19 protein-coding genes are annotated in these 22,597 nt (G+C 67.6%); 1 reads left to right on the forward strand and 18 read right to left on the reverse strand.

From position 1 onward, the window contains the following. Window positions 1-29 precede the first annotated feature (29 nt). The 18 genes from gltX to AC1D2H_RS09125 form a co-directional block, all read right to left on the reverse strand. A complete protein-coding gene (gene gltX, locus AC1D2H_RS09040; RefSeq protein ID WP_478010694.1) occupies window positions 30-1,433 on the reverse strand; it encodes a glutamate--tRNA ligase in 1,404 nt (467 codons plus the stop codon). Further along, window positions 1,433-2,659: an O-succinylhomoserine sulfhydrylase gene (locus tag AC1D2H_RS09045; RefSeq protein ID WP_478010695.1), complete on the reverse strand. Its 1,227-nt coding sequence runs from the start codon at window positions 2,657-2,659 to the stop codon at window positions 1,433-1,435. The genes gltX and AC1D2H_RS09045 overlap by 1 nt, the downstream gene beginning before the upstream one ends. Before the next feature lie 4 nt (window positions 2,660-2,663). Next, complete coding sequence (gene purF, locus AC1D2H_RS09050) at window positions 2,664-4,175, reverse strand: amidophosphoribosyltransferase (protein ID WP_477937846.1); 1,512 nt, start codon at window positions 4,173-4,175, stop codon at window positions 2,664-2,666. Between the two features lie 11 nt (window positions 4,176-4,186). Then, window positions 4,187-4,729, reverse strand: coding sequence for a CvpA family protein (locus tag AC1D2H_RS09055; RefSeq protein WP_477937844.1), 543 nt, complete (start codon window positions 4,727-4,729; stop codon window positions 4,187-4,189). A gap of 11 nt (window positions 4,730-4,740) precedes the next feature. Beyond that, window positions 4,741-5,511, reverse strand: a complete 771-nt coding sequence (locus AC1D2H_RS09060) for an SPOR domain-containing protein (RefSeq protein ID WP_478010696.1) — start codon at window positions 5,509-5,511, stop codon at window positions 4,741-4,743. Between the two features lie 15 nt (window positions 5,512-5,526). Next, window positions 5,527-6,837 (reverse strand): bifunctional tetrahydrofolate synthase/dihydrofolate synthase, encoded by a 1,311-nt coding sequence (folC, locus tag AC1D2H_RS09065; protein ID WP_478010697.1) that lies wholly within the window; start codon window positions 6,835-6,837, stop codon window positions 5,527-5,529. A 60-nt stretch (window positions 6,838-6,897) separates the two neighbouring features. Continuing rightward, window positions 6,898-7,770: an acetyl-CoA carboxylase, carboxyltransferase subunit beta gene (accD, locus tag AC1D2H_RS09070; RefSeq protein WP_477937838.1), complete on the reverse strand. Its 873-nt coding sequence runs from the start codon at window positions 7,768-7,770 to the stop codon at window positions 6,898-6,900. 3 nt (window positions 7,771-7,773) lie between these two features. After that, window positions 7,774-8,574: a tryptophan synthase subunit alpha gene (gene trpA / locus AC1D2H_RS09075; RefSeq protein ID WP_477937836.1), complete on the reverse strand. Its 801-nt coding sequence runs from the start codon at window positions 8,572-8,574 to the stop codon at window positions 7,774-7,776. Further along, window positions 8,571-9,824: a tryptophan synthase subunit beta gene (gene trpB, locus AC1D2H_RS09080; RefSeq protein WP_478010698.1), complete on the reverse strand. Its 1,254-nt coding sequence runs from the start codon at window positions 9,822-9,824 to the stop codon at window positions 8,571-8,573. The genes trpA and trpB overlap by 4 nt, the downstream gene beginning before the upstream one ends. Before the next feature lie 9 nt (window positions 9,825-9,833). Beyond that, entirely contained in the window at window positions 9,834-10,472 is a 639-nt protein-coding gene (locus AC1D2H_RS09085; RefSeq protein ID WP_478010723.1) for a phosphoribosylanthranilate isomerase, read from the reverse strand. 79 nt (window positions 10,473-10,551) lie between these two features. Then, a complete protein-coding gene (gene truA, locus AC1D2H_RS09090) occupies window positions 10,552-11,334 on the reverse strand; it encodes a tRNA pseudouridine(38-40) synthase TruA (protein ID WP_478010699.1) in 783 nt (260 codons plus the stop codon). 58 nt (window positions 11,335-11,392) lie between these two features. Further along, complete coding sequence (locus AC1D2H_RS09095) at window positions 11,393-13,906, reverse strand: FimV/HubP family polar landmark protein (protein ID WP_478010700.1); 2,514 nt, start codon at window positions 13,904-13,906, stop codon at window positions 11,393-11,395. A 325-nt stretch (window positions 13,907-14,231) separates the two neighbouring features. Continuing rightward, window positions 14,232-15,344: an aspartate-semialdehyde dehydrogenase gene (asd, locus tag AC1D2H_RS09100; RefSeq protein WP_478010701.1), complete on the reverse strand. Its 1,113-nt coding sequence runs from the start codon at window positions 15,342-15,344 to the stop codon at window positions 14,232-14,234. A gap of 87 nt (window positions 15,345-15,431) precedes the next feature. Beyond that, complete coding sequence (gene leuB, locus AC1D2H_RS09105) at window positions 15,432-16,526, reverse strand: 3-isopropylmalate dehydrogenase (protein ID WP_478010702.1); 1,095 nt, start codon at window positions 16,524-16,526, stop codon at window positions 15,432-15,434. A gap of 1 nt (window position 16,527) precedes the next feature. After that, the gene (leuD, locus tag AC1D2H_RS09110; RefSeq protein WP_478010703.1) at window positions 16,528-17,175 is read right to left on the reverse strand and encodes a 3-isopropylmalate dehydratase small subunit; all 648 of its coding nucleotides are present in this window, start codon (window positions 17,173-17,175) and stop codon (window positions 16,528-16,530) included. Window positions 17,176-17,180: 5 nt separating this feature from the next. Then, window positions 17,181-18,596: a 3-isopropylmalate dehydratase large subunit gene (leuC, locus tag AC1D2H_RS09115; protein WP_478010704.1), complete on the reverse strand. Its 1,416-nt coding sequence runs from the start codon at window positions 18,594-18,596 to the stop codon at window positions 17,181-17,183. A 112-nt stretch (window positions 18,597-18,708) separates the two neighbouring features. Continuing rightward, window positions 18,709-19,602 (reverse strand): LysR family transcriptional regulator, encoded by an 894-nt coding sequence (locus AC1D2H_RS09120; protein ID WP_477934002.1) that lies wholly within the window; start codon window positions 19,600-19,602, stop codon window positions 18,709-18,711. 84 nt (window positions 19,603-19,686) lie between these two features. Beyond that, window positions 19,687-21,021, reverse strand: coding sequence for a hypothetical protein (locus AC1D2H_RS09125; RefSeq protein WP_478010705.1), 1,335 nt, complete (start codon window positions 21,019-21,021; stop codon window positions 19,687-19,689). 308 nt (window positions 21,022-21,329) lie between these two features. Here AC1D2H_RS09125 and AC1D2H_RS09130 point away from each other — a divergent pair, with 308 nt between their 5' ends. Beyond that, on the forward strand, window positions 21,330-22,562 hold the full coding sequence (locus tag AC1D2H_RS09130; RefSeq protein WP_478010706.1) for a Yip1 family protein: 1,233 nt from the start codon (window positions 21,330-21,332) through the stop codon (window positions 22,560-22,562). Window positions 22,563-22,597 lie beyond the last annotated feature (35 nt).

Genomic DNA, 22,597 nt, shown 5'->3' on the forward strand with positions numbered 1-22,597 from the left:
CAAGCGAGACCAAGAGTATATGACGAAAATCAGGCCGCTTGCAAGCGTTCGAGGACTTTTTTCTTGTCGAAGTGCTCCAGCACAGCGTCCAGCGACGGCGTTTGTGCGCGGCCGCACACGAGAACGCGCACGGGTACGGCGAGTTGCGGCATCTTGAGGCCGGTCGCGGCGAGAGTTTCTTTCAAGGCCTGCTGAATGCTCGCCTTGCTCCAGTCGGTCACCGCAGCCAGGCGTTCGGCGAGTGCCGCCAGCGCCGGGCGAACGGCGTCGGTGATGTGGCTCGTGAGGTCTTCTGCCGACGGCGCGACCGGCACGAAGTACATCGCCAGCCAGTCGGCCAGCGCAGCGACCGTCGCGCAGCGATCCTTGAACAGGCCAACCTTGGGCTGGATCTGGTCGGGCGTCGCTGCGATGCCCTTGGCGGCCAATTGCTCGACCACCAGGCCGGCCAGCCGCGCCTCGTCGACCTGCTTCACATAGTGGCCGTTGACCCAATCCAGCTTGGCCGGGTCCCACTGAGCCGGGCTCTTGGACAGGTGCGAGCCATCGAACCAGCTCACCATCTGCTCGGCCGAGAACAGTTCGTCGTCGCCATGGCTCCAGCCCAGCCGGGCCAGGTAGTTCAGCATGCCCTCAGGCAGATAGCCGTTGGCGGCGTAGTCCATCACGCTGACCGCGCCACGGCGCTTGGACAGCTTCAGGCCGTCGTCGCCGAGGATGATGGGCAGATGGCCGAAGGCCGGCAGCGGTGCGCCCAGCGCATTGAAGATGTTGATCTGCCAGGGCGTGTTGTTGACGTGCTCGTCGCCGCGGAAGACGTGGCTGATGCGCATGTCCCAGTCATCAACGACGACGGCGAAGTTGTAGGTCGGCACGCCATCCGTGCGGGCAATGATCAGGTCGTCGATCTCTCGGTTGTTGATCGTGATCCGGCCTTTGACGACATCGTCCCAGGTCACATCGCCTTCCACCGGGTTGGCGAAGCGCACGACCGGCTTCACGCCCTCCGGCGGCGTGGGCAGCGTCTTGCCCGGCTCGGGGCGCCAGCGGCGGTCGTAGAGCGTCTTCTCACCGCGCGCCTTCTGGGCCTCGCGCATCTCGGTCAGCTCTTCAGGCGTCGCATAGCAGCGGTAGGCCAAGCCTGCCGCAATCAGTTGGTCGATGACGGCCTGGTAGCGGTCCAGGCGTTGCATCTGGTAGATCGGACCCTCGTCATACGAAAGGCCCAGCCAGTTCATCGCCGCGATGATCTGCTCCACCGAGTCCTGCGTGGAACGCGCGACGTCGGTGTCCTCGATGCGCAGCACGAACTCGCCGCCATGGTGGCGGGCATAGGCCCAGGAGTAGAGAGCCGTGCGGGCCGTGCCCAGGTGCAGGAAACCGGTCGGCGACGGCGCGATGCGCGTGCGGACCTTGTCGAAGTTGGAGCTCATCAGGTTTTCAGAGTGGAAAGGCCAATCAATCCACGACGCAGGTCGTCGGTGATGTCGTCGACGTGTTCGAGGCCGACAGCCAGGCGGATCAGGCCCTGTCCGATGCCGGCGGCCTGGCGCTGGTCTTCGGTCAGGCGGCCGTGCGAGGTCGTGGCGGGATGGGTGATGATGGTTTTGGTGTCGCCAAGGTTGGTGGCGATGGACACGACGCGGGTGCTGTCGATGACGTGGAAGGCCGCAGCGCGCGCGGCTTCAGGCGAGCCGGCCTTCAAGTCGAAGGACAGCACCGCCCCGCCCTGCCCGCTTTGCTGGCGCATGGCCAGCTCATGCTGAGGATGGGACGTCAGCGACGGGTAGTGGACGCGTGCCACCTCGGGACGCGCCTCCAGCCAGCGCGCCACAGCCAGGGTCTGCTCGCTCTGGGCCTTCATGCGCAGGGACAGCGTTTCCAAGCCCTTGAGCACGACCCAGGCGTTGAACGGTGCCAGCGTCATGCCCACGGTGCGCAGGATGGGGCCGAAGACATCGCGGATCAGCCGGTTCGGCCCGCACAGGGCGCCGGCCATCACGCGGCCCTGGCCGTCCATGTACTTGGTGGCCGAGTGCATGACGATGTCGGCGCCCATCTCGGCCGGGCGTTGCAGGGCCGGCGTCGAATAGGTGTTGTCGACGGCGAGGATGGCACCGGCACCATGGGCGATGTCGGCCAGCGCGCGGATGTCGCAGACCTCGGTCAGCGGGTTGGTCGGTGTCTCGGCGAACAGCAGCCGGGTCGTCGGCTTGAGGGCCGCGCGCCATTCGGCGAGATCGGTCTGCGAGACAAAACTCGTCTCGACGCCAAACTTGGCGAACTCCTTGGCGAAGAGGTTGATCGTCGAACCAAACACCGAGCGCGAGCAGACGACATGGTCGCCGGCCTTCAGCACGCCCATGCCGAGCAGCAGGATGGCGCTCATGCCCGTGGATGTGGCGATGGCCCCCTCGGTGCCTTCCAGCGCCGCCAGGCGGGCTTCCAGGCTGCGCACGGTCGGGTTGCTGGTGCGCGAGTAGGTGAAGTCCTCGGAATTGGAGAACTTGCGCGCCGAGGTCTCGGCATCCGGCTGGACGTAGGCCGTCGTCAGGAACAGCGCTTCCGAGTTCTCGCCGTGCTGGCTGGGCGCGAGCGATGTGCGAACAGCCAGCGTCTCGGGGCGCAGGCCGTCGGGCAGGCGTCGCTCCTCACTCATGCGCTCAACCCTCGCCGCCGCCCTGCAGCGCCAGGCGGCCGCGTGCGTCGGCCTCTTCCTCGGTGGACTGGCTGGTGCGCTGCTCGCGCATGGCTTCGAAGTCGGCCAGGCTGACGTCGCCGGTCACATAGTGGCCATCGAAGCAGCTCGCCTCGAAGCCGGCGAGGCCGGGCCGCAGCGCGGCGACGACACGCTTCATCGCATCCACGTCCTGGTAGATCAGCGCGTCGGCGCCGATGTACTGGCGGATCTCCTCGACGCTGCGGCCATGGGCGATGAGCTCTTCCTTGGTCGGCATGTCGATGCCGTAGACATTGGGATAGCGCACCGGCGGCGCGGCAGAGGCGAGATAGACCTTGCGTGCACCGGCCTCGCGGGCCATCTGGACGATTTCCTTGGACGTCGTGCCGCGCACGATGGAATCATCCACCAGCAGCACATTGCGGTCCTTGAACTCGACGCCGATGGCGTTGAGCTTCTGGCGCACGCTCTTCTTGCGCGCGCCCTGCCCCGGCATGATGAAGGTGCGGCCGACATAGCGGTTCTTCACGAAGCCCTCGCGGTAGGGCTTGCCGATGCGGTGGGCCAGTTGCATGGCGGAAGGCCGGCTGCTCTCGGGGATCGGGATGACGACGTCGATCTCATTGGGCGGCATCGTGGAGATGACGCGCTGTGCCAGCGTCTCGCCCATGTTCAGGCGCGCCTGGTAGACCGAGATGCCATCCATGACCGAGTCCGGGCGGGCCAGGTAGACGAACTCGAACATGCAGGGGTTCAGCGACGGGTTGTCGTTGCACTGCTCGCTGTGCACCTTGCCGGTCATGTCGACGAACAGCGCCTCGCCGGGCGCCAGGTCGCGCTCCAGCTGGTGGCCGGTGCCTTCGAGGGCCACGCTTTCGCTGGCGACCATGAACTCGCCGTTGGCCGAGCGGCCGAAGCACAGCGGACGGATGCCGAAGGGGTCACGGAAGGCCAGCAGGCCCTGGCCGGCGATCAGCGCGATGACGGCATAGCTGCCCTTGATGCGCTTCTGCACGGCGCGCACGGCGTTGAAGATCTCCTTGGGCGTCAGCGGCAGGTCGCGCGCGGCCAGCTCCAGCTCGTGGGCCAGCACATTGATCAGCACCTCGGTGTCGCTCTCGGTGTTGATGTGACGGCGATCGATGTCGAAGAGCTCGTCCTTCAGCGACAGCGCGTTCGTCAGGTTGCCGTTGTGCACAAGCACGATGCCGAAGGGCGCGTTCACGTAGAAGGGCTGGGCCTCTTCCTCGCTGTAGGCATTGCCGGCCGTCGGGTAGCGCACCTGGCCCAGGCCGATCGTGCCCGGCAGGGCTCGCATATTGCGGGTGCGGAAGACGTCGCGCACCATGCCGCGCGCCTTGTGCATGAAGCACTTCTGGCCCTGCATGGTGACGATGCCGGCGGCGTCCTGGCCGCGATGCTGCAAGAGCAGCAGCGCGTCATAGAGGAGCTGGTTGACGGGAGAGGCAGCGAGAGCGCCGACGATGCCGCACATGGCGAGGGTCCTTAGTCAGTAGCGTCCGCTTCAGATGGGGTCATCGAGCGGGAAATAAATCGGGCAACGGGTTCGGGCAGCAGTGGCGCCGCGTCCTGCAGCACGCCGGTCAGCACCGGGGCGGCGCGCGAGGCCCGCCAGGTGGAGGATTCGGCCAGCGGCGATGCGCCAATGATGAGCACCAGCAGCAGCGCGATGAAGACGCCGCGCAGCGCGCCGAAGCCGGCACCGCCCAGGCGGTCGATGACCGACAGCGGTGTGGCGTGGATCAGCATCTTGATGAGGCGCGATGCCAGGCCCCAGACCAGCAGCACGAAGAAGAAAGCGATGGCCAGCGCGACGACATGCAGCGCAGCCGGGCTGAACTGGCTGGTGAAGGATGCCGGCAGCAGGTCTTCGACAACGGGTGCCAGCGGCGAGGCCGCGAAATAGGCGACGACCCAACCCGCCAGGGACATGACCTCGAAGACGAGGCCGCGCCAGATGCCGAGCGCAATCGAGATCACCAGCACCCCGACGAGTGCGAGATCGACCCAGCTCAGCGCGACGTCCATGGTGACAGCCTTCAGAGGGTGAGGATGGCGCCGGGCAGGCCGGCACCCTTGAGCTTGGACGCCGCACGTTCGGCCTCGTCGCGGCTCGCGAAAGGCCCGAGTCGCACACGCACGCGGCGGCCGTCGGCCGTGTCCACGGCCTGGGCATAGGTCTTGAGGCCAAGCTTCTCGACCTTGGCACGCACTTCCTGCGCGGTCTTGTTCTCGCCATAGGCGCCCACCTGGACGATGAAGCGCGCCGCCGCAGCGGGCGTGCTGGCCGGGGTGGCCTCCTTGCCCTCGAGCAGTGCCTGGGCTCGGGCGCCATCGTTGGCGCGGGGCTTGGGCTTGTCGGTGGGCTTGTCCGCCGGCTTTTCAGCAGGTTTCTCGGCAACCCTGGCGGGCGGCTTCTCGGCAGCCGGCTTCTCGGCCACCTGCGTCTCGGTCGGCACGGGCGCCGGCGCGCTGGCGACGGGCGTTGGCGCCGCCTCGGTCGCGATCGGCTTGTCGGCCTGCGTCAGCGGCTCGCGCGTGGGCACTGTCAGCGGCGGCGCGGTCTCCTTGCGCGGAATGTCTATCGGCAGGTCCACGGGGATGGGCCGTGGCTGGGTCTCGAAGATCAGCGGGAAGCCGACGACGCCGGCGGCCACCAGCACGGCCGCGCCGATGAGGCGGCGGCGGGCGCGGATGCGCAGCACCTGCACGTCTTCGGCCGCGCTGGCCTTGGTGCCGGCCTTGGCCGACTTCTTGGGCGCCGCCGCGGCGGCGGCGTCATCGCGCTTGAGGAAGGAAAACAGGCCCATTGGCGGCGTCTGGCGTCAGTGGAGGGTAGGAGGCTGGGGCGCCGTAGCGCCGGCCGTCACGCGTGGCAGGCCCTGCTGGAGCACCCCGCCCACGGTGTAGAAGGAACCGAAGACGAGGATTCTATCGGCCGTGGTCGCCCCGGCAGCCGCGGCGTTCAGGGCGTCGAGGGGGTTGGCGTGGGTATGCGTGGCCACATCGGGCGGCGTCTTCAGGCCGGCGGCGAGGAAGGCTGCCTGGAGCTGCTCAGCCTTGGCGGCGCGGGGAATGGCCAGGTCGGTGAAATGCCAGACGTCCACCAGCGGCGCGATGCGGCCGAGCATGCCCGCCAGGTCCTTGTCCGCCATCGCGCCGAAGACGGCGTGGGTGCGCGGGAAGAAGCCCATCTGGTCGAGGTTCTGCGCCAGCGCCGCCACCGCGTGGGGGTTGTGGGCCACGTCGAGCACGACGGCCGGCTGGCCAGCCAGCACCTGGAAGCGGCCGGGCAGTTCGACCAGGGCCAGGCCGGTACGCACAGCCTGGGCGCTGATGGGCAGGCGGTCATGCAGCGCTTCGAAGGCCGCCAGCACACCCGAGGCATTCAGCAGCTGGTTCACACCACGCAGCGCCGGGTAGGCCATGCCGGAGAAACGCTTGGCGCGCCCGGCCCATTGCCATTGCGTGCGGTCGCCGCTGAAGGTGAAGTCGCGGCCGAGCTGGCGCAGGTCGGCGCCGATCTCCATGGCCCGCTCCGCCAGCGAGGCCGGCGGCATGGGGTCGCTGACGACGACGGGCCGGCCGGTGCGCATGATGCCGGCCTTCTCGCGGCCGACGCTGTCGCGGTCGGTGCCCAGGAACTCGGTGTGGTCGAGGTCGATGCTGGTGATGACGGCGCAGTCGCTGTCGATGACGTTGACGGCATCCAGCCGGCCACCCAAGCCCACTTCGAGGATGACGAGATCCAGCGGCTCATGCTGCAGCCGCCGCATGATGGCCAGCGTCGTGAACTCGAAATAGGTCAGCGTGATGTCGCCGCGCGCGGCTTCGACGGCTTCGAAATGCGGCTCCAGCGTTTCGGCCGCCACCGGTGCACCGCCGACGCGGCAGCGCTCCTGGAAGTGCACGAGATGGGGCTTGATGTAGAGGCCCACCCGGTAGCCGGCGTGCAGAGCGATGGACTCCAGCATGGCGCAGGTCGAGCCCTTGCCGTTGGTGCCGGCAACGACGATGGTCGGGCAGTCGAAGGCGAGCCCCAAGCGCTGCTTCACCGTCGCAACGCGGTCCAGCGTCATGTCGATGCTCTTGGGGTGCAGGCGCTCGCAGTGGGCGAGCCAGTCTTCAAGCGTCATGGCGGTCATCAAAAACAAAAGCCAGGCACGGGGCCTGGCTTGGATTTTCGCGGGCGGCGTTCAGGCGACGGCGTCCGCGCTCTGGCGCTGCAGCATGGCGAGCTGGCGGGCGATGGTCTCGCGCAGCTGGCGGCGGTCGGTGATCATGTCAACGGCGCCCTTCTCAAGCAGGAACTCGGCGCGCTGGAAGCCCGGGGGCAGCTTCTCGCGCACGGTGTTCTCGATGACGCGCGGGCCGGCAAAGCCGATCAGCGCCTTGGGCTCGGCGATGACGATGTCGCCGACGAAGGCGAAGCTGGCGGACACGCCACCCATGGTCGGGTCGGTCAGCACGCTGATATAGGGCAGCTTGGCCTTGGCCAGGCGCGTCAGCGACGCGTTGGTCTTGGCCATCTGCATCAGGCTCAGCAGCCCTTCCTGCATGCGCGCGCCACCGGTGGCGGTGAAGCAGATGAAGGGCGTCTTCTGCTCGATGGCGGTCTCGACGCCACGCACGAAGCGCTCGCCGACCACCGAACCCATGGAACCGCCCATGAAGTCGAACTCGAAGCAGGCGGTCACGACGGGCACGCTCATGACGGCACCGCCCATGACGACCAGCGCGTCGGTCTCGCCGGTGGACTCCAGCGCTTCCTTCAGGCGGTCGGGGTACTTCTTGCTGTCCTTGAACTTCAGCGCGTCGACCGGCAGCACTTCCTGGCCGATCTCGTAACGGCCTTCACCGTCCAGGAAAGCGTCCAGGCGCGCGCGGGCGCCGATGCGGTGGTGGTGCGAGCACTTGGGGCAGACATTGATGTTCTGCTCCAGGTCGGTCTTGTAGAGCACCGTCTCGCAGCTCGGGCACTTGATCCACAGGCCTTCAGGCACCGTGCGCCGGTCGGCGGGGTCGCCTTGCTGGATCTTGGGCGGGAGCAGTTTGTCGAGCCAACTCATGTGTCAGTCCTTGTCGAGTGCCGCGCGAATTTCACGGATGAAGGCCGCGCCAGTCAAGGCGACATTATCGACCGACTGAAGTTCAAGCAGCTCGACCAGCTTGGAGCCGATGACGACCGCGTCCGAAACGTCGGCCACCGCCCGCGCCGTGGCACCGTCGCGGATGCCGAAACCCACCCCCACAGGCGTGCTGACGTGGCGGCGGATGCGCGGCACGGCCTCGGCCACGGCGGCCGTGTTCAGGTGGCCGGCGCCGGTCACGCCCTTCAGCGACACGTAGTAGACGTAGCCGCTGGCAAGCTTGCCGACCTGGGCCATGCGCGCCTCGGTGGACGTGGGCGCCAGCAGGAAGATCGCGTCCATATTCGCGGCACGCAGCTTGGCGGCGAACTCCTCGCACTCCTCGGGCGGGTAGTCGACGATGAGCACGCCATCGACACCCGCCGCCGAAGCATCGGCCACGAAGGCGTCCAGGCCATAGCGCTCCACCGGGTTGGCATAGCCCATCAGCACCAGCGGCGTCTTGTCGTTGCGGGCGCGGAACTCGCGCACATAGGCCAGCACCTTGCGCAGGCCGATGCCATTCTTCAGTGCACGTTCACCGGCGCGCTGGATGACGGGGCCGTCGGCCATCGGGTCGGAGAAAGGCACGCCCAGCTCGATGACGTCGGCACCGGCCTCGGCCATGGCCAGCAGCAGGTCGACGGTCGCCGTCGGATGCGGGTCACCGGCCGTGACGAAGGGGATCAGCGCCTTGCGGCCATCGGCCTTGAGCTGGTCGAAAGTGGTCTTGATGCGGCTCATTGCTTGACCTTCTCACCGGCTTGCGACGGGCGGTCGAAGTAGGCGGCGCCGGACAGGTCGGCCACCGTGCCGATGTCCTTGTCGCCGCGCCCGCTGAGGTTGATCAGCAGCACCTTGTCCTGGCCCAGCGTCGGCGCCAGCTTGATGGCATGCGCGACGGCGTGGCTGGATTCCAGCGCGGGGATGATGCCCTCGGTGCGGCACAGCCGATGGAAGGCGGACAGCGCCTCAGCGTCCGTGACACCGACGTACTCGGCGCGGCCGATGTCCTTCAGGTGGGCATGCTCGGGGCCGACGCCGGGGTAGTCCAGGCCAGCCGAGATGGAATGCGTCTCGATGATCTGGCCGTCGGCGTCCTGCAGCAGGTAGGTGCGGTTGCCATGCAGCACGCCGGGGCTGCCGGCGGTCAGCGTCGCGGCATGCTTGCCGCTGGCCACGCCCTGCCCTTCGGCCTCGACGCCAATCAGGCGAACGTTCTCGTGCGGAATGTAGGGGTGGAAGATGCCGATGGCGTTGGAGCCACCGCCCACGCAGGCGATGACGGCGTCCGGCTGCCGGCCCGCCAGTTCGGGCATCTGCTCCAGGCACTCCAGGCCGATGACGCGCTGGAAGTCGCGCACCATCATCGGGTAGGGATGCGGGCCGGCGACGGTGCCGATGATGTAGAAGGTGTTCTCGACGTTGGTGACCCAGTCGCGCATCGCCTCGTTGAGCGCGTCCTTCAGCGTCTTGCTGCCGCTCTCCACCGGCACAACCGTCGCGCCGAGCAGCTTCATGCGGTAGACATTGGGCGACTGGCGCTTGACGTCCTCGCTGCCCATGTAGACGACGCACTCCAGGCCGTAGCGCGCACAGATGGTGGCCGTGGCCACACCATGCTGGCCGGCACCGGTCTCGGCGATGACGCGCGGCTTGCCCATGCGCTTGGCCAGCAGCGCCTGGCCGATGACGTTGTTGATCTTGTGCGCGCCGGTGTGGTTGAGGTCCTCGCGCTTCAGGTAGATCTGTGCGCCACCCAGTTCACGGCTCAGGCGGTCGGCGTGGTAGATCGGGCTCGGGCGGCCGACGAAGTGCTTGAGCTCGCGCTGGTACTCGGCGACGAACTCGGCGTCGTTGCGGTAGTGCGCGTAGGCGTCCTTGAGCTGGTCCAGCGCGTGGACAAGGGTCTCGGAGACGAAGCTGCCGCCGAAGGTCGGCGTGCCCGCATGGCGGAAATGCCCGGTCGCATCGGGCTGGTCGTACTGGAACATGGTCTTCCCCTACTGGGAGAGTGCTGCATCGGCGCGCTTGACCGCGCGGCAGAACTCATGGATCAGGTCGGCGCTCTTGATGCCCTTGGGAAACCCCGCAGGCTCGACGCCGGAACTCACATCAACGGCCCAGGGCCGCACCGTCGCGATGCCATCGGCGACGTTTGCTGCATTCAACCCACCAGACAAAACGAGGCGAGAGCTGACGCTTGGAGGAATGAGTGACCAATCGAAGACCTTGCCGCCACCGCCGTAGCCGTCGACATGGGCGTCGAGCAGCAGGGCCTGGGCGTTGGGAAATTGAGTGGCGAAGTCTAGCAAATCGACCCCGGGCGCCATGCGGGCGGCGCGCAGATAGGGGCGACCGATGCGGTCGCAGTCGGCTGGGGTCTCGTCGCCATGAAACTGGACCAGCATGTTCGGCAGCGCATCGAAGCCGGCCTGCAGTTCGGCATCGGTCGCGTTGACGAACAAGCCCACCGGCGTCACGAACGGCGGCAGCAGCCTGGCGAGCGCCCTCGCCCGCTCGGGCGTCACGGCGCGCGGGCTCCTGGCGTAGAACACAAAGCCGATGGCGTCAGCGCCGGCCGCGACGGCCACTTCCACATCGGCCTCGCGGGTCAGGCCGCAAATCTTGATTCGGGTCATTGGTGCCCCTCGTTTGGCGAATACGCCAACCGATCCCCCGAGGGGATGCAAGCCAGCTTGGGACGGCCCGGCGCTCGGCTCACGGGAGCCAGTCCAAAGCCGCGACTTCACGCGGGATGTCGAGTTCGGCATCGTAGGTCGGGCCGAGGAAATACAGGCCGTCGGGGGCAAAGGTCGGCGCCGCCACTTTGCGGTCACGCGCGGCCAGCACTTCGGACACCCAGTCCGGCGAGCGCGTGCCACTGCCGACGGCCAGGATGCAGCCCATCAGGTTGCGCACCATGTGGTGCAGAAAGGCGCTGGCCTCGAATTCGAAGCGCCAATAGGCGCCGCGGCGCTGTACGCGGATATCGCGCAGCGTCTTGATGGGCGACGCGGCCTGGCACTCCGAGGAGCGGAAGGACGAGAAGTCGTGCTCGCCGAGCAGGCGCGCAGCGGCGGCTTCGAGCGCGGCCTGCTCGAGGGGGCGGAACACCCAGCCGCACTGGCCGGATTCAATGGCCGGCCGCACCGCGGACTCCAGCAGCAGATAGGCATAACGCCGGCCGCGTGCGGAGTTGCGGGCGTGGAAGCTGTCGCCCGGAAAGCGGCACCACTGGATGGCGATGTCGGGCGGCAGATAGCGGTTGCTGCCGCGCACCCAGGAGAAGAGTTCGCGCTCGACCTCGGTGTCGAAATGGACGACCTGGTTGATGCCGTGCACGCCGGCATCCGTGCGGCCGGCGCAGATCGTGCGGATGGGCCGGGCAGCAAAGGCGGACAGGCCTTTTTCGAGGGCGTCCTGCACCGTGCGGCCGCTCGGCTGACTCTGCCAGCCGTTGTAGCCGCCACCGCGGTAGCTCACGCCAAGTGCAACTCTCATCGGGCTCGGAAAGTAAAAACGCCCGGCCTAGCCGGGCGTCGAAGTATCGCGGTTGCGCTTATCGCAGTTCGTTCAACATCGCCTGCGCCTTGTCGCGCAGCGGGCCGGTGGCGCGCTGGACCAGTTCCTGCAGCACCTCGCGAGCGCCTTCGGTGTCACCGATCTGGCGGAACTCGTCGGCCAGCTCGAGCTGGCGCATCAGCGGATCGCCTTCATCGTCACCCAGGGCTTCGAGCGCCTGGCCGACGTGGTCGGGATTCGTCTCGCCCGGCTGGGTGGGCTCACCAAAGTCGAAGTCCAGGTCGGTCGACGCAGTTGCCGGCGTGGCCGGCGTGGCCGACAGGCCACCCATGCTGCTGAGGTCGAAGTTCAGGTCGGGCGCGGGCGGTGCCGTGCGGGTGCCGCGGCTGGAGATGTCGAAATCCATCGTCAGCGGCGCCTGCTCGATCGAGGCCGGCATGGCCTGGGTCGCGGCCATGGCGTTGGGCGAAACCGGCTCGGGAGCGTCGAGATCGAGGTCCAGGGCGAGGTCGAAACCGCTCACGGGGCCGGTATCCGGGCCACCACCACGCATCGCGTCGGTTGCCAGATGAGCCGCCGCGGCCGCATGGGCGCCACTGGGCAGCGCCGTCTGCGGCAGCGTGCTGGCGTTCATGGGCTCGGGACGCAGTTCGGGACCGTCCTCGACATGGGCGGGCGCGCCGCCAGGCTGGTAGAGGGGGTTGTCCGGGTCGATGCCGCGGCCGAGTTCCTGGGCCTTGCCCCAGTCCTCGCCGGCACCCTTGGTCTCGGCATAGAGCTGGACGGCGAGTTGCTCGAAGCCCTTGGTGTCGCGGCGCTTGGCGTAGACCTCCAGCAGCTTGAGGCGGATGGCCAGACGCGTCGGATTGGCGCGCAGGGCTTCCTTGAGGATTTCCTCGGCCTGCAGGTCCCGACCATAGGCCAGGTAGACGTCGGCCTCGGCGACCGGGTCCACGTCGCCGATGGCGTCGAGCTGGCTGAGCGAATAGCTCATCGACGACTGGCCGCTGTTCTGGGCGTCGCGCGTGTCGACGCGCTGGCCACCGGTACCGCCGAAGAAGGAGTCCGGCTGCAGGCGGCTTTCGTGGAAGCCGGTCTCGGACGCATTGGGCGGACGGCGCGAACGCAGGCGATACAAGCCCAGGCCACCGAGCACCGCGACGAGAACGCCGGCCAGCGGCAGCACGATGGGGCTGTCGAGCAACTGCTCGATGAAGCCGGGCGGTTCGGCAGCGGGCGGCGGCGCCAGCGGGGCGCTGGCACGGGCGGCAGGTCGGGACGCTGCGGCACTCGCCGCAGCCACGACGGCAGGCGCGGAAGCCGCCACCGATGCAGGTTCGGCGGTGGCCACGACCGGCGCCGGCAGCGGCGTCGCTGCCGTGGGCGTCGGTGCAGCGGCGGAGGCCACGGCCGCACCCGGCTTGGCGGCGCTGGAGAGCTTCTTCAGCTCTTCGACGTTGCGGGTCAGCTCGGCGACGCGGGCGGCGGCGTCCTTCTTCTCGGTGTCCTTGGACAGCTTGGCTTCGGCGGCGCTGGCGGCGGCGCCACCGGCCTTGCTGAGCGTGAGCTTGTCGGGCGTCGCGGCGGCCGCGGGCTTGCGGTCTTCGACAGCGGCCTGCACCTGGCCCTTGGATTGGCGTTCGCTCTCGGTGTTCTGCAGCGTCGGCGCGGCGGAAGCGAGGCGCTGGCGATAGGCCGAGAAGTCGGCGCTCTGGGCCAGGATGATGCGGCGCGCCTCGGGCGCGGGCACCGTGGCCAGCGAGTCGCTGGACGGGACCTGCAACACCGTACCCGCCTTCAGCAGGTTCATGTTGCCGTCGATGAAGGCGTCGGGGTTGTTGCGGAACAGGCCGACCAGCATCTGGTCGAGCGAGATGCCGCTGACCTGGGTCTTGGCCGCAATCTTGGACAGCGAGTCGCCCGGACGTACCGCGTACTCGGAGCCCGCCGTGGTGGCTGGCCGGATGGGGGCGGGTGCCGGCGCTGCCGGGCGGGCCGCGGCAACTGACGCAGGGGCGGATGCGGAGCCGTTGCGCGGCAGTGCCGTCGTCACGGCCGGCGCCGGTGCGGGCACGGCCTCGCTCGACGCAGCGGTGGCCGGAGCCGGCGCGGCGGCCACTGCCGGCGGCGCGGTGATGATGGGGGCGGGCTTGGGCAGGCTCGGCGGGTCGAACAGCAGCGTGTATTCGCGCACCAGGCGGCCGCTGGACCACGTCAGCTCGAGGATGACGTCGACAAAGGGCTCCTGCACCGAGCGATCGCTGCTGACACGCAGCACGGTGCGGCCGTTGTTGCGAACGACCTGGACCTGGGCCGAAGTCAGCACCGGGTTGTATTCGACACCGGTGGCGCGGTAGGACTCGGGTGGCGCGACACGCACCTTGAGGGTGGCGGCTTCCTCGGGCGTCAGGCTGCTGACGTCGATCTCGGCGCGCATGGTCTCGCCAAGGGCCGACTGGACGCTCAGCTTGCCCAGGCCCAGGGCCTGCGCACCGCTACCGGCCACGAGCAGCGCTGCAGCAAGGGCGAGATGGTGGCGAGCAAATCCCATGGGTCGAACTCCCTCGAATGCGTCGCGGATGTAATCTTTCAAGGCATTCCCCAAAGCAACAAGGCGGGGCATCGGGCCCCGCCTGTCTCGATCTTCAGCAATCGCTGCACGAACCTGGTCTGCACGCTGGTTTGCACGTCATAGCCTGCGTCGAGTTTCGAATCAAAAACACAACGGCATCAAGCATATACGCGGAAATGCTCACGCGATACCTGATGTGTCGCTTCGTTCCAATATCGACGCTCGGGTGAACCCTAGGTCAAACCGTAAAAGACCGTAAGCAAATCATGCCCTGCGCCATCCGGAACGCAGGGCATGTCGGGCGTCAGCGCTCGAGCAGGATGCGCAGCATGCGGCGCAGCGGCTCGGCAGCGCCCCACAGCAGTTGGTCGCCGATGGTGAAGGCGCCCAGGTACTCGGGACCCATGGCCAGCTTGCGCAGGCGACCGACCGGGATGGTCATGGTGCCGGTGACGGCCACCGGCGTCAGGTCGCGGATGGTGGCTTCGCGCGTGTTCGGCACCACCTTCACCCAGGCGTTGTCGGCGGCGATCATGGCCTCGATGTCGGCCAGGGGCACGTCCTTCTTCAGCTTGAAGGTCAGGGCCTGGCTGTGGCAGCGCATGGCGCCGACGCGCACGCAGAAGCCGTCCACGGGAATGGCGCCCGAGCCGAGGATCTTGTTGGTCTCGGCCATGCCCTTCCACTCTTCCTTGGATTGGCCGTTGCCGAGGTCCTTGTCGATCCAGGGGATCAGCGAGCCGCCCAGCGGTACGCCGAAGTTGGCCACCTCGTCGGGCGACAGGCTGCGCTGCTTCTCGGCCAACAGGCGGTCGATGTCGAGGATGGCGCTCTTGGGGTCGTCCAGCAGCGACTTGACCGAGGCGTTCAGCGTGCCGTACTGCGTCAGCAGTTCGCGCATGTGCTGGGCACCACCGCCGCTGGCGGCCTGGTAGGTCTGGGTGGACATCCACTCGACGAGGCCGGCCTTGTACAGCGCGCCCACGCCCATCAGCATGCAGCTGACGGTGCAGTTGCCGCCGATCCAGTTCTTGCCGCCGTTGCTCAGCGCCTGGTCAATGACCTGGCGATTGACGGGGTCCAGGATGATGACGGCGTCGTCAGCCATGCGCAGCGTGGAGGCCGCGTCGATCCAGTGGCCGTTCCAGCCCGCGGCGCGCAGCTTGGGATAGACCTCGGTCGTGTAGTCGCCGCCCTGGGCGGTGATGACGATGTCGCAGCGCTTGAGCTGTTCGATGTCGAAGGCGTTCTGCAGCGACTTCTCGTTCTTGGCCTGGGCCGGGGCAGCGCCACCGGCGTTGGAGGTCGAGAAGAACAGCGGCTCGATCAGGTCGAAGTCGCGCTCGGCGGTCATGCGCTCCATCAACACGGAGCCAACCATTCCACGCCAGCCGACAAGGCCTACCAAAGTCGTCATCATCATTCCTTTGTCATTCACCAAACCCCATCCACTTTGGGCCCCGGCTCGTTCGCCGGGTTTGGAGGGGCGAGACGAGACGGAGCTTTAGCTCTTGATGGTTTTCGTGGTCGTAATGGCTTTGACGACAGCGTCGCCCATCTCGATGGTCGTGACCTTCGAGGTGCCTTCGGACCAGATGTCGGCAGTGCGCAAGCCCTGGGCCAGCACCGACTGCACGGCCGTCTCGATACGAGCGGCAGCGTCGGCTTGGTTGAGGGAGAACTTGAGCATCATGGCAGCGGACAGGATTGTAGCCAGAGGATTGGCAATCCCCTTGCCGGCGATGTCCGGCGCACTGCCGTGACTGGGCTCATACAGACCCTTGTTGTTGGCATCGAGCGAGGCGGACGGCAGCATGCCGATGGAACCGGTCAGCATCGCGGCTTCATCCGACAGGATGTCGCCGAACATATTGCCTGTCACGACGACGTCGAACTTCTTCGGCTCCTTGACGAGTTGCATGGCGGCGTTGTCCACGTACATGTGGTCCAGCTCGACGTCCGGGTAGCTCGCGTGGACTTCAATGACGATGTCCTTCCAGAACTGCGAGGTCTCCAGCACATTGGCCTTGTCGACGCTGGTCAGGCGCTTGCCACGCTTGCGGGCGGCCTGGAAGGCGACGTGGGCGATGCGCTCGATCTCGGGGCGCGAGTAACGCATCGTGTCGAAGGCTTCATCGGCACCGGGGAAGTGGCCGTCCACGGCCGTGCGGCGGCCGCGCGGCTGGCCGAAATAGATGTCGCCGGTCAGCTCGCGGATGAGCAGGATGTCCAGGCCTGCAACCAGCTCGGGCTTCAGTGACGACGCATGCGTCAGCTGCTCGTAGCAGATGGCGGGGCGGAAGTTGGCGAACAGGCCCAGGGCCTTGCGCAGGCCGAGGATGGCCTGCTCGGGACGCAGCGAGCGCTCCAGCTTGTCGTACTTCCAGTCGCCCACGGCGCCGAACAGCACGGCGTCGGCTTCCTGGGCCAGCTTCAGCGTGGCGGGCGGCAGCGGGTGGCCGCTGGTCTCGTAGGCCTTGCCGCCGACGTCGGCCCAGTCGAGTTGCAAAGGCAGGTCCAGCGCCTTCAGCACCTTGACGGCCTCGGCCATGATCTCTGGGCCGATACCGTCGCCCGGCAGTACTGCAATCTTCTTCATCTCAAATCACTCGGTTATTGAGCCAAGGCTTCGCAGCAATGCGGGCAGCCTCATAGGCGCGGATCTTGTCGGTGTGCTGCAGCGTCAGGCCGATCTCGTCGAGACCGCCGATCAGGCATTCCTTGCGGAAGGGCTCGATGTCGAAGGGCAGTTCGGCTCCGTCGGGCTTGACGACGACCTGGCGCGGCAGGTCGACGACGAGCTGATAGCCCGGGAAGGCATAGACCTCATCGAACAGGCGAGCGATGGCGCTCTCTGGCAACACGATGGGCAGCAGGCCGTTCTTGAAGCAGTTGTTGAAGAAGATGTCGGCGAAGCTCGGCGCCAGGATGGCGCGGAAGCCGTACTGCTGCAGCGCCCAGGGCGCGTGCTCGCGGCTGGAGCCGCAGCCAAAGTTGCTGCGCGCGACCAGCACGCTGGCACCGGCATAGCGCGGCAGGTTCAGCACGAAGTCGGGGTTGGGCTTGCGGCTGGCCGGGTCCTGGCCGGGCTCGCCGTGGTCCAGGTAGCGCCACTCGTCGAACAGATTGGGGCCGAAGCCGCTGCGCTTGATCGACTTCAGGAACTGCTTGGGGATGATGGCGTCGGTGTCGACGTTGTCGCGGTCCATGGGCGCGACCAGGCCCTTGTGGATGGTGAACTTGTCCATGACTCTCAGCTCAATGTGCGGACGTCGACAAAGTGACCGGTCATCGCGGCCGCGGCGGCCATCGCCGGGCTGACGAGGTGGGTGCGGCCACCCGCGCCCTGGCGGCCTTCGAAGTTGCGGTTGCTGGTGGAGGCGCAGCGCTCGCCCGGCTCCAGCCGATCGGCGTTCATCGCCAGGCACATGGAGCAACCCGGCTCGCGCCATTCAAAGCCGGCGGCCTTGAAGACCTGGTCCAGGCCTTCGGCCTCGGCCTGCGCCTTGACGAGGCCGGAGCCCGGCACGACCAGGGCCAGCTTGATGTTCTTGGCCAGGCGCCCACCCACGCGGCGCACGACGGCCGCGGCCTCGCGCATGTCCTCGATGCGGCTGTTGGTGCAGGAGCCGATGAAGACCTTGTCGACATGGATGTCGCTGATGGCCTTGTTGGGTTCCAGCGCCATATAGGTCAGCGCGCGCTCGATGGCGCCGCGCTTGACGGCGTCCCTTTCCTTGTCGGGGTCGGGCACGCGCTCGTCGATGGCCAGCACCATCTCGGGCGAGGTACCCCAGCTGACTTGCGGGCGGATCTGTGCAGCGTCGAGCTCAACAACCTTGTCGAAATGCGCGCCGGGGTCGGAATGCAGCGTGCGCCAGTAGGCGACGGCCTGATCCCACTCCACGCCCTGCGGCGAGAAGGGGCGGCCACGCACGTACTGGATGGTCGTCTCGTCCACGCCGATCAGGCCGGCGCGGGCGCCGGCTTCGATGGCCATGTTGCAGACGGTCATGCGACCTTCCATCGACAGCGAGCGGATGGCCGCGCCCGCGAATTCGATGGTGTAGCCATTGCCGCCGGCAGTGCCGATCTTGCCGATGATGGCCAGCACGATGTCCTTGGCACCAACGCCCTTGGGGCATTGACCTTCGACCTTGACGAGCAGGTTCTTAGCCTTCTTGGCCGACAGCGTCTGCGTGGCCAGCACATGCTCGACCTCGCTGGTGCCGATGCCATGCGCCAGCGCGCCAAACGCGCCGTGCGTGGACGTGTGGCTGTCGCCGCAGACGACCGTCATGCCGGGCAGCGTGGCGCCCTGCTCCGGGCCGATGACATGCACGATGCCCTGGCGCTTGTCGTTCATCTTGAACTGCGTGATGCCGACGCGGTCGCAGTTGGCGTCCAGCGTGTCGACCTGCAGGCGCGAGATCGGGTCGGCGATGCCCTGGCTGCGGTCCGTCGTCGGCACGTTGTGGTCGCTGACGGCGAGATTCGCGCTCAGGCGCCAGACCTTGCGGCTGGCCAGGTCCAGGCCTTCGAAGGCCTGGGGGCTGGTCACCTCATGGACGAGGTGGCGGTCGATGTAGAGCAGCGCCGTGCCATCGGGCTCGGTGTGCACGACATGCTCATCCCAGAGCTTGTCGTAAAGCGTTCTAGAGGTGGTCATGTCTGCCCCTCGTCTGGCGAGTACACCAGCCGATCCCCCGGGGGGATACGGGCCGGCTGGGGAGCGGCCCGGCGCTCGGCCCGGCACGCGCCGTGAACGGCGTGAAATGGAATCATTGCTTGTCTCGAGGAATCAAGGTGTCCACGAAGCGTTGCACCACGGTGGGCAGACGCTGCTGGCGCAACACACCCAATACATATTCGCGCTCGGCCCAGGGCTCTTCAAGGCGCAGGCAGCGCACACCGAAGACGCGGGTGAAGCGCTCGGCCGGCTGCTCGGGCAGCACGGCCACGCCGAGGCCCGCCTCGACGAGCTGGGCGATGGCGTCGAAGCCGCGCACCTGCCAGCGCGCATTCAGCGTCTTGCCACGCGCCGCGGCCTGTTCGCGCATCAGCTCCTGGGCGCTGGCGCCGGCATGCAGGCCGATGAGGTCATAGGCCAGCAGGTCGTCGAAGGTGACTTCCTCGCGCGTGCTCAAGGGGTGCTTCAGCGGCACGAGGGCAGCCAGGCGGCCGTGGCCGACCACCCAGGTCTGCAGGCGGTTGTCCACCAGCGGCGGCGTGAAGACGCCGACGTCCGCGCGCCCTTCAGCCACCGCGGCTTGCACCTCGGCGCTGGTCAGGTCTTCCATGCTGATGCGGATCTGCGAGTGCGCCTGCGAGAAGCCCACCAGATGGGGCGGCAACGCCTCGGTGATGGCGCTGCTGTTGGCGGCAATGCGCAGATGGCCCTTGATGCCGCGCGAAAACTCCATGACCTCGGTTTCGAGGGCATAGAGGGAGGCGTGCAGCGAACGGATGTGACGCACCAGTGCACGGCCCGCTTCGGTGGGCTCGACGCCCCGGGCGCGCCGCTCGAAGAGCTGCACGCCGAGGCGGCTTTCCAGGTCGGACAGGCGCTTGCTGGCAGCCGCCAGCGCCAGGTGTTCCTGGGCGGCGCCGCGGGTGATCGAGCGGGTCTGCTCGATGGCGAGCACGAGATTGAGTGTGGTGAGGTCGTGGCGCATGGTGATCGTCCAACTCGAGCATAGCCTTCGTGAAGAAGGAGATTCTGCGCCAGAAAACGACTTTTGTTTCGTCCTTTGCGAAGCTCAGCGTGCCGCCGGCCCGGCCTGTTTCAGCATGCCGCGCAGGGCGTTGCGGCTGTGCGCACCGAAATGGCCCAGCAGTTCGGCAATCTGGCCCTGCAGGGCTTCACGCTGGCCCTGCAGGTCCCGCGCGAGCTCCGGCCCGAGCTGGGCCTCGTTGGCGGCGAAGTCGAAATTGGGGTCAGTGACGAATTTCGCCAGTGCGCCGACGACGACGGCCGCGTCGGTGGCCGGGCCGGCCGCGAAAGCCTCTGCGGCGACGACGTCACGCACATAGCCGAAGTCCCACGCCGGGTAGCGCGCGTCGCGGGCCGCGTCACGCAGGGCCAGCTCCAGCGGCCCATCGCGGCGCTGGCGCGCGGCCTCGATGATCCAGCGCGTCTGGAACTGCTCGAGCACGAAATGGCGGTTGCCCTGCAGCACGACCAGGCCCTGCCGGTCCGCCGGCGCGCCGACCTGGGCCTTGAAGTTGACCCACATCATGTGGCCCAGCGTCGCGCCCGGCGCCGCGCTGGCGTGATAGGGCTGGGTCAGGTCTTCGACATGGTGCAGGGCCATGCCGGCGAAGCGCCAGCCCCAGTAGGCGTGCCCAGTCTGCCAGGCCAGCACGGCCAAGCCGCTGTACTGCTGCACGCGCAGTTCGGCGAAGGTGCGGGCGAAGCTCGGCGCCAGCGTGTTGAAGACGCCGCCCTGATGGAAGAAGCCCATGTGGAAAGGCGCCTGCGAACCGATGGCGACGGCCGCGTTACCGAAGGGCTGCTTGCCGAAGCCGTAACCTGGCGTCGGTCGGCCGGGGTTGTCGTCGAACAGGTTGAGGTCGTGACCGTAGTCGGGTTCGTCACAGGCCGAGGCCAGCACGGCCAGCGGCGCAACAGCCTCGCCGGGTTGCAGCGCCACGAAGCGCTGCGTGGCACCCGCGCCCGGCTTCACAGCGGTGACAAGGGCGGCGTCGATGGGCGGCAGTGTTGATTCGACATCGCGCGGATCAACCTGCAGATACAGCGCCAGCTTGGATTGCGGCGAGAGGCGCAGAGCGCGCAGGAAAGCGGTGCGGCGTTCGACGTCGCTGCGTTTGGCGTCGGCGACAAAGCGCAGCAAGTCCGGACGGGGCGCGTGGTTTTTCAGACGCTCACGGGCCCAGGCCTCTTGCGCATCGAGTGCACGCCTGATGGCCACCTCCTGGTCGCGCAGGAAATCGACCAGGGGTTCGGCCTTCACGGCCGCGGCATTCGCGACCTCGGGCATGCGCTCGAAGGCGCGGTAGCACATGGGGGTGTGATTGCCCCAGGCCTGGGCGAGCGTCGGCAGCAGGGCCAGCAGGAAAAGGAAGGGGCGCATCGGGCGGCTTGTCGGACGAAGGCGCCGATTCTGGCCCCGAGCGCGGGCAAAGCCTTGCGACCGAACTCGCGAAGCGGCTTGTGGCCTCCCCGCCTTCCGGTGTGCCACGGGCCGGTGAGCCCAGCGCGGCACGCGCAAGTTTTGCTGCTGCGCAGGTTACGGGCGGGTACGGTTTCGCAGAAGCGGTGATTCGGGAAGCGCGGCTTCGCCAACGCCAAAGACGCGGCGCCGCGAGGCGCTTCATGAAAGCCCCATGTGTGACGCAGAGGGGCGGCTTCTACGATGGGTCATCTCACCCGGAGAACGCAATGAATCTTGTCCAGCGCATCCAAGACATCCTGCTCAAGCCCAAGGAAACCTGGCCGCAGATCGCCCAGGAGGCCGCCACGGTGCAGTCCCTGTACAAGGAATGGCTGCTCATCCTGGCGGCGATACCGGCGGTGGCGGCCTTCATCGGCTTGTCGGTGGTGGGGGTAGGCGCCTTCGGCGTCAGCTACCGCATGCCTTTCCTGAGTGGCCTGGTGCATATGGTGGTGAGCTATGCGCTGTCGCTGGGCATGGTCTATCTGCTGTCGCTGCTGGTGAATGCACTGGCGCCCACGTTCGGCGGCACGCCCGATCCCCTGGCCGCGCTCAAGCTGGTGGCCTATGGCTGCACGGCCGGCTTTGTCGGTGGGGTGTTCCAGCTGCTGCCCTCGCTGGGCGTGCTGGGCCTGCTTTGCGGGCTCTACTCCATCTACCTTATCTACCTCGGGCTGCCGGTGCTGATGCGCAACCCGCCGGAGAAGTCCGCCGGCTACACCGCTGTGATCGTGGTGGTGGGCATCGTGGCGGGGCTGGTGGTGGGTGCGGTGACCACCGCGGTGGTCGGCGTCGGCAGCTGGGGCGGCGGGCATCCCGGTGGCGGCGCGGTGACGATCAAGGGCCCGAATGGCGACGTCACCCTGGACACCAGCAAGATGGAGGCGGCCGCCAAGCGCATGGAGGCCCTGGGCAAACGCATGGAGGAGGCCCAGGCCAAGGGTGACAGCGCCGCTGCCGGCAAGGCGCTCGGCGAGATGATGGGCGCGGTGAGCGGTGCCACCGGGGGCGGCAAGCCGATGCCGGCCGCCGATCTGAAGGCGCTGCTGCCCGAGAATTTCGGCGACTTCAAGCGCACCAGCGTCGAGGCCCAGAGTGGCGGCGCGATGGGCTTCAACTCGTCCTCTGCCAAGGCCCGCTACGGCAATGGCGACAAGTCCTTCGGCCTGGACATCACCGACATGGGCAGCCTCGCCGGCATGGCCGGCCTGGCCGGTTGGGCCAATATGACGCTCGACAAGGAGACCGATGGCCGCATCGAACGCGTGTTCAAGCAGGGCGACCGCACGGTGCGCGAGGAGTATCGAAAGGATGGCTCGCACGCCGAGTTGACGGTGCTGCTGCCCAATGGCGTCATCGTCGAGGCCAAGGGCGACCAGGTCGGCATCGAACAGCTGCGCAGTGCCATCGGCAGCGTCGACCTCAACAAGCTCGCCAGCACGCCGCGCCAGCCCGGCTGAGCGCAGCCACCGCTCAGCCAGCGCCGCGATGACCG

Source organism: Roseateles sp. P1_C1_2, from assembly GCF_056406535.1.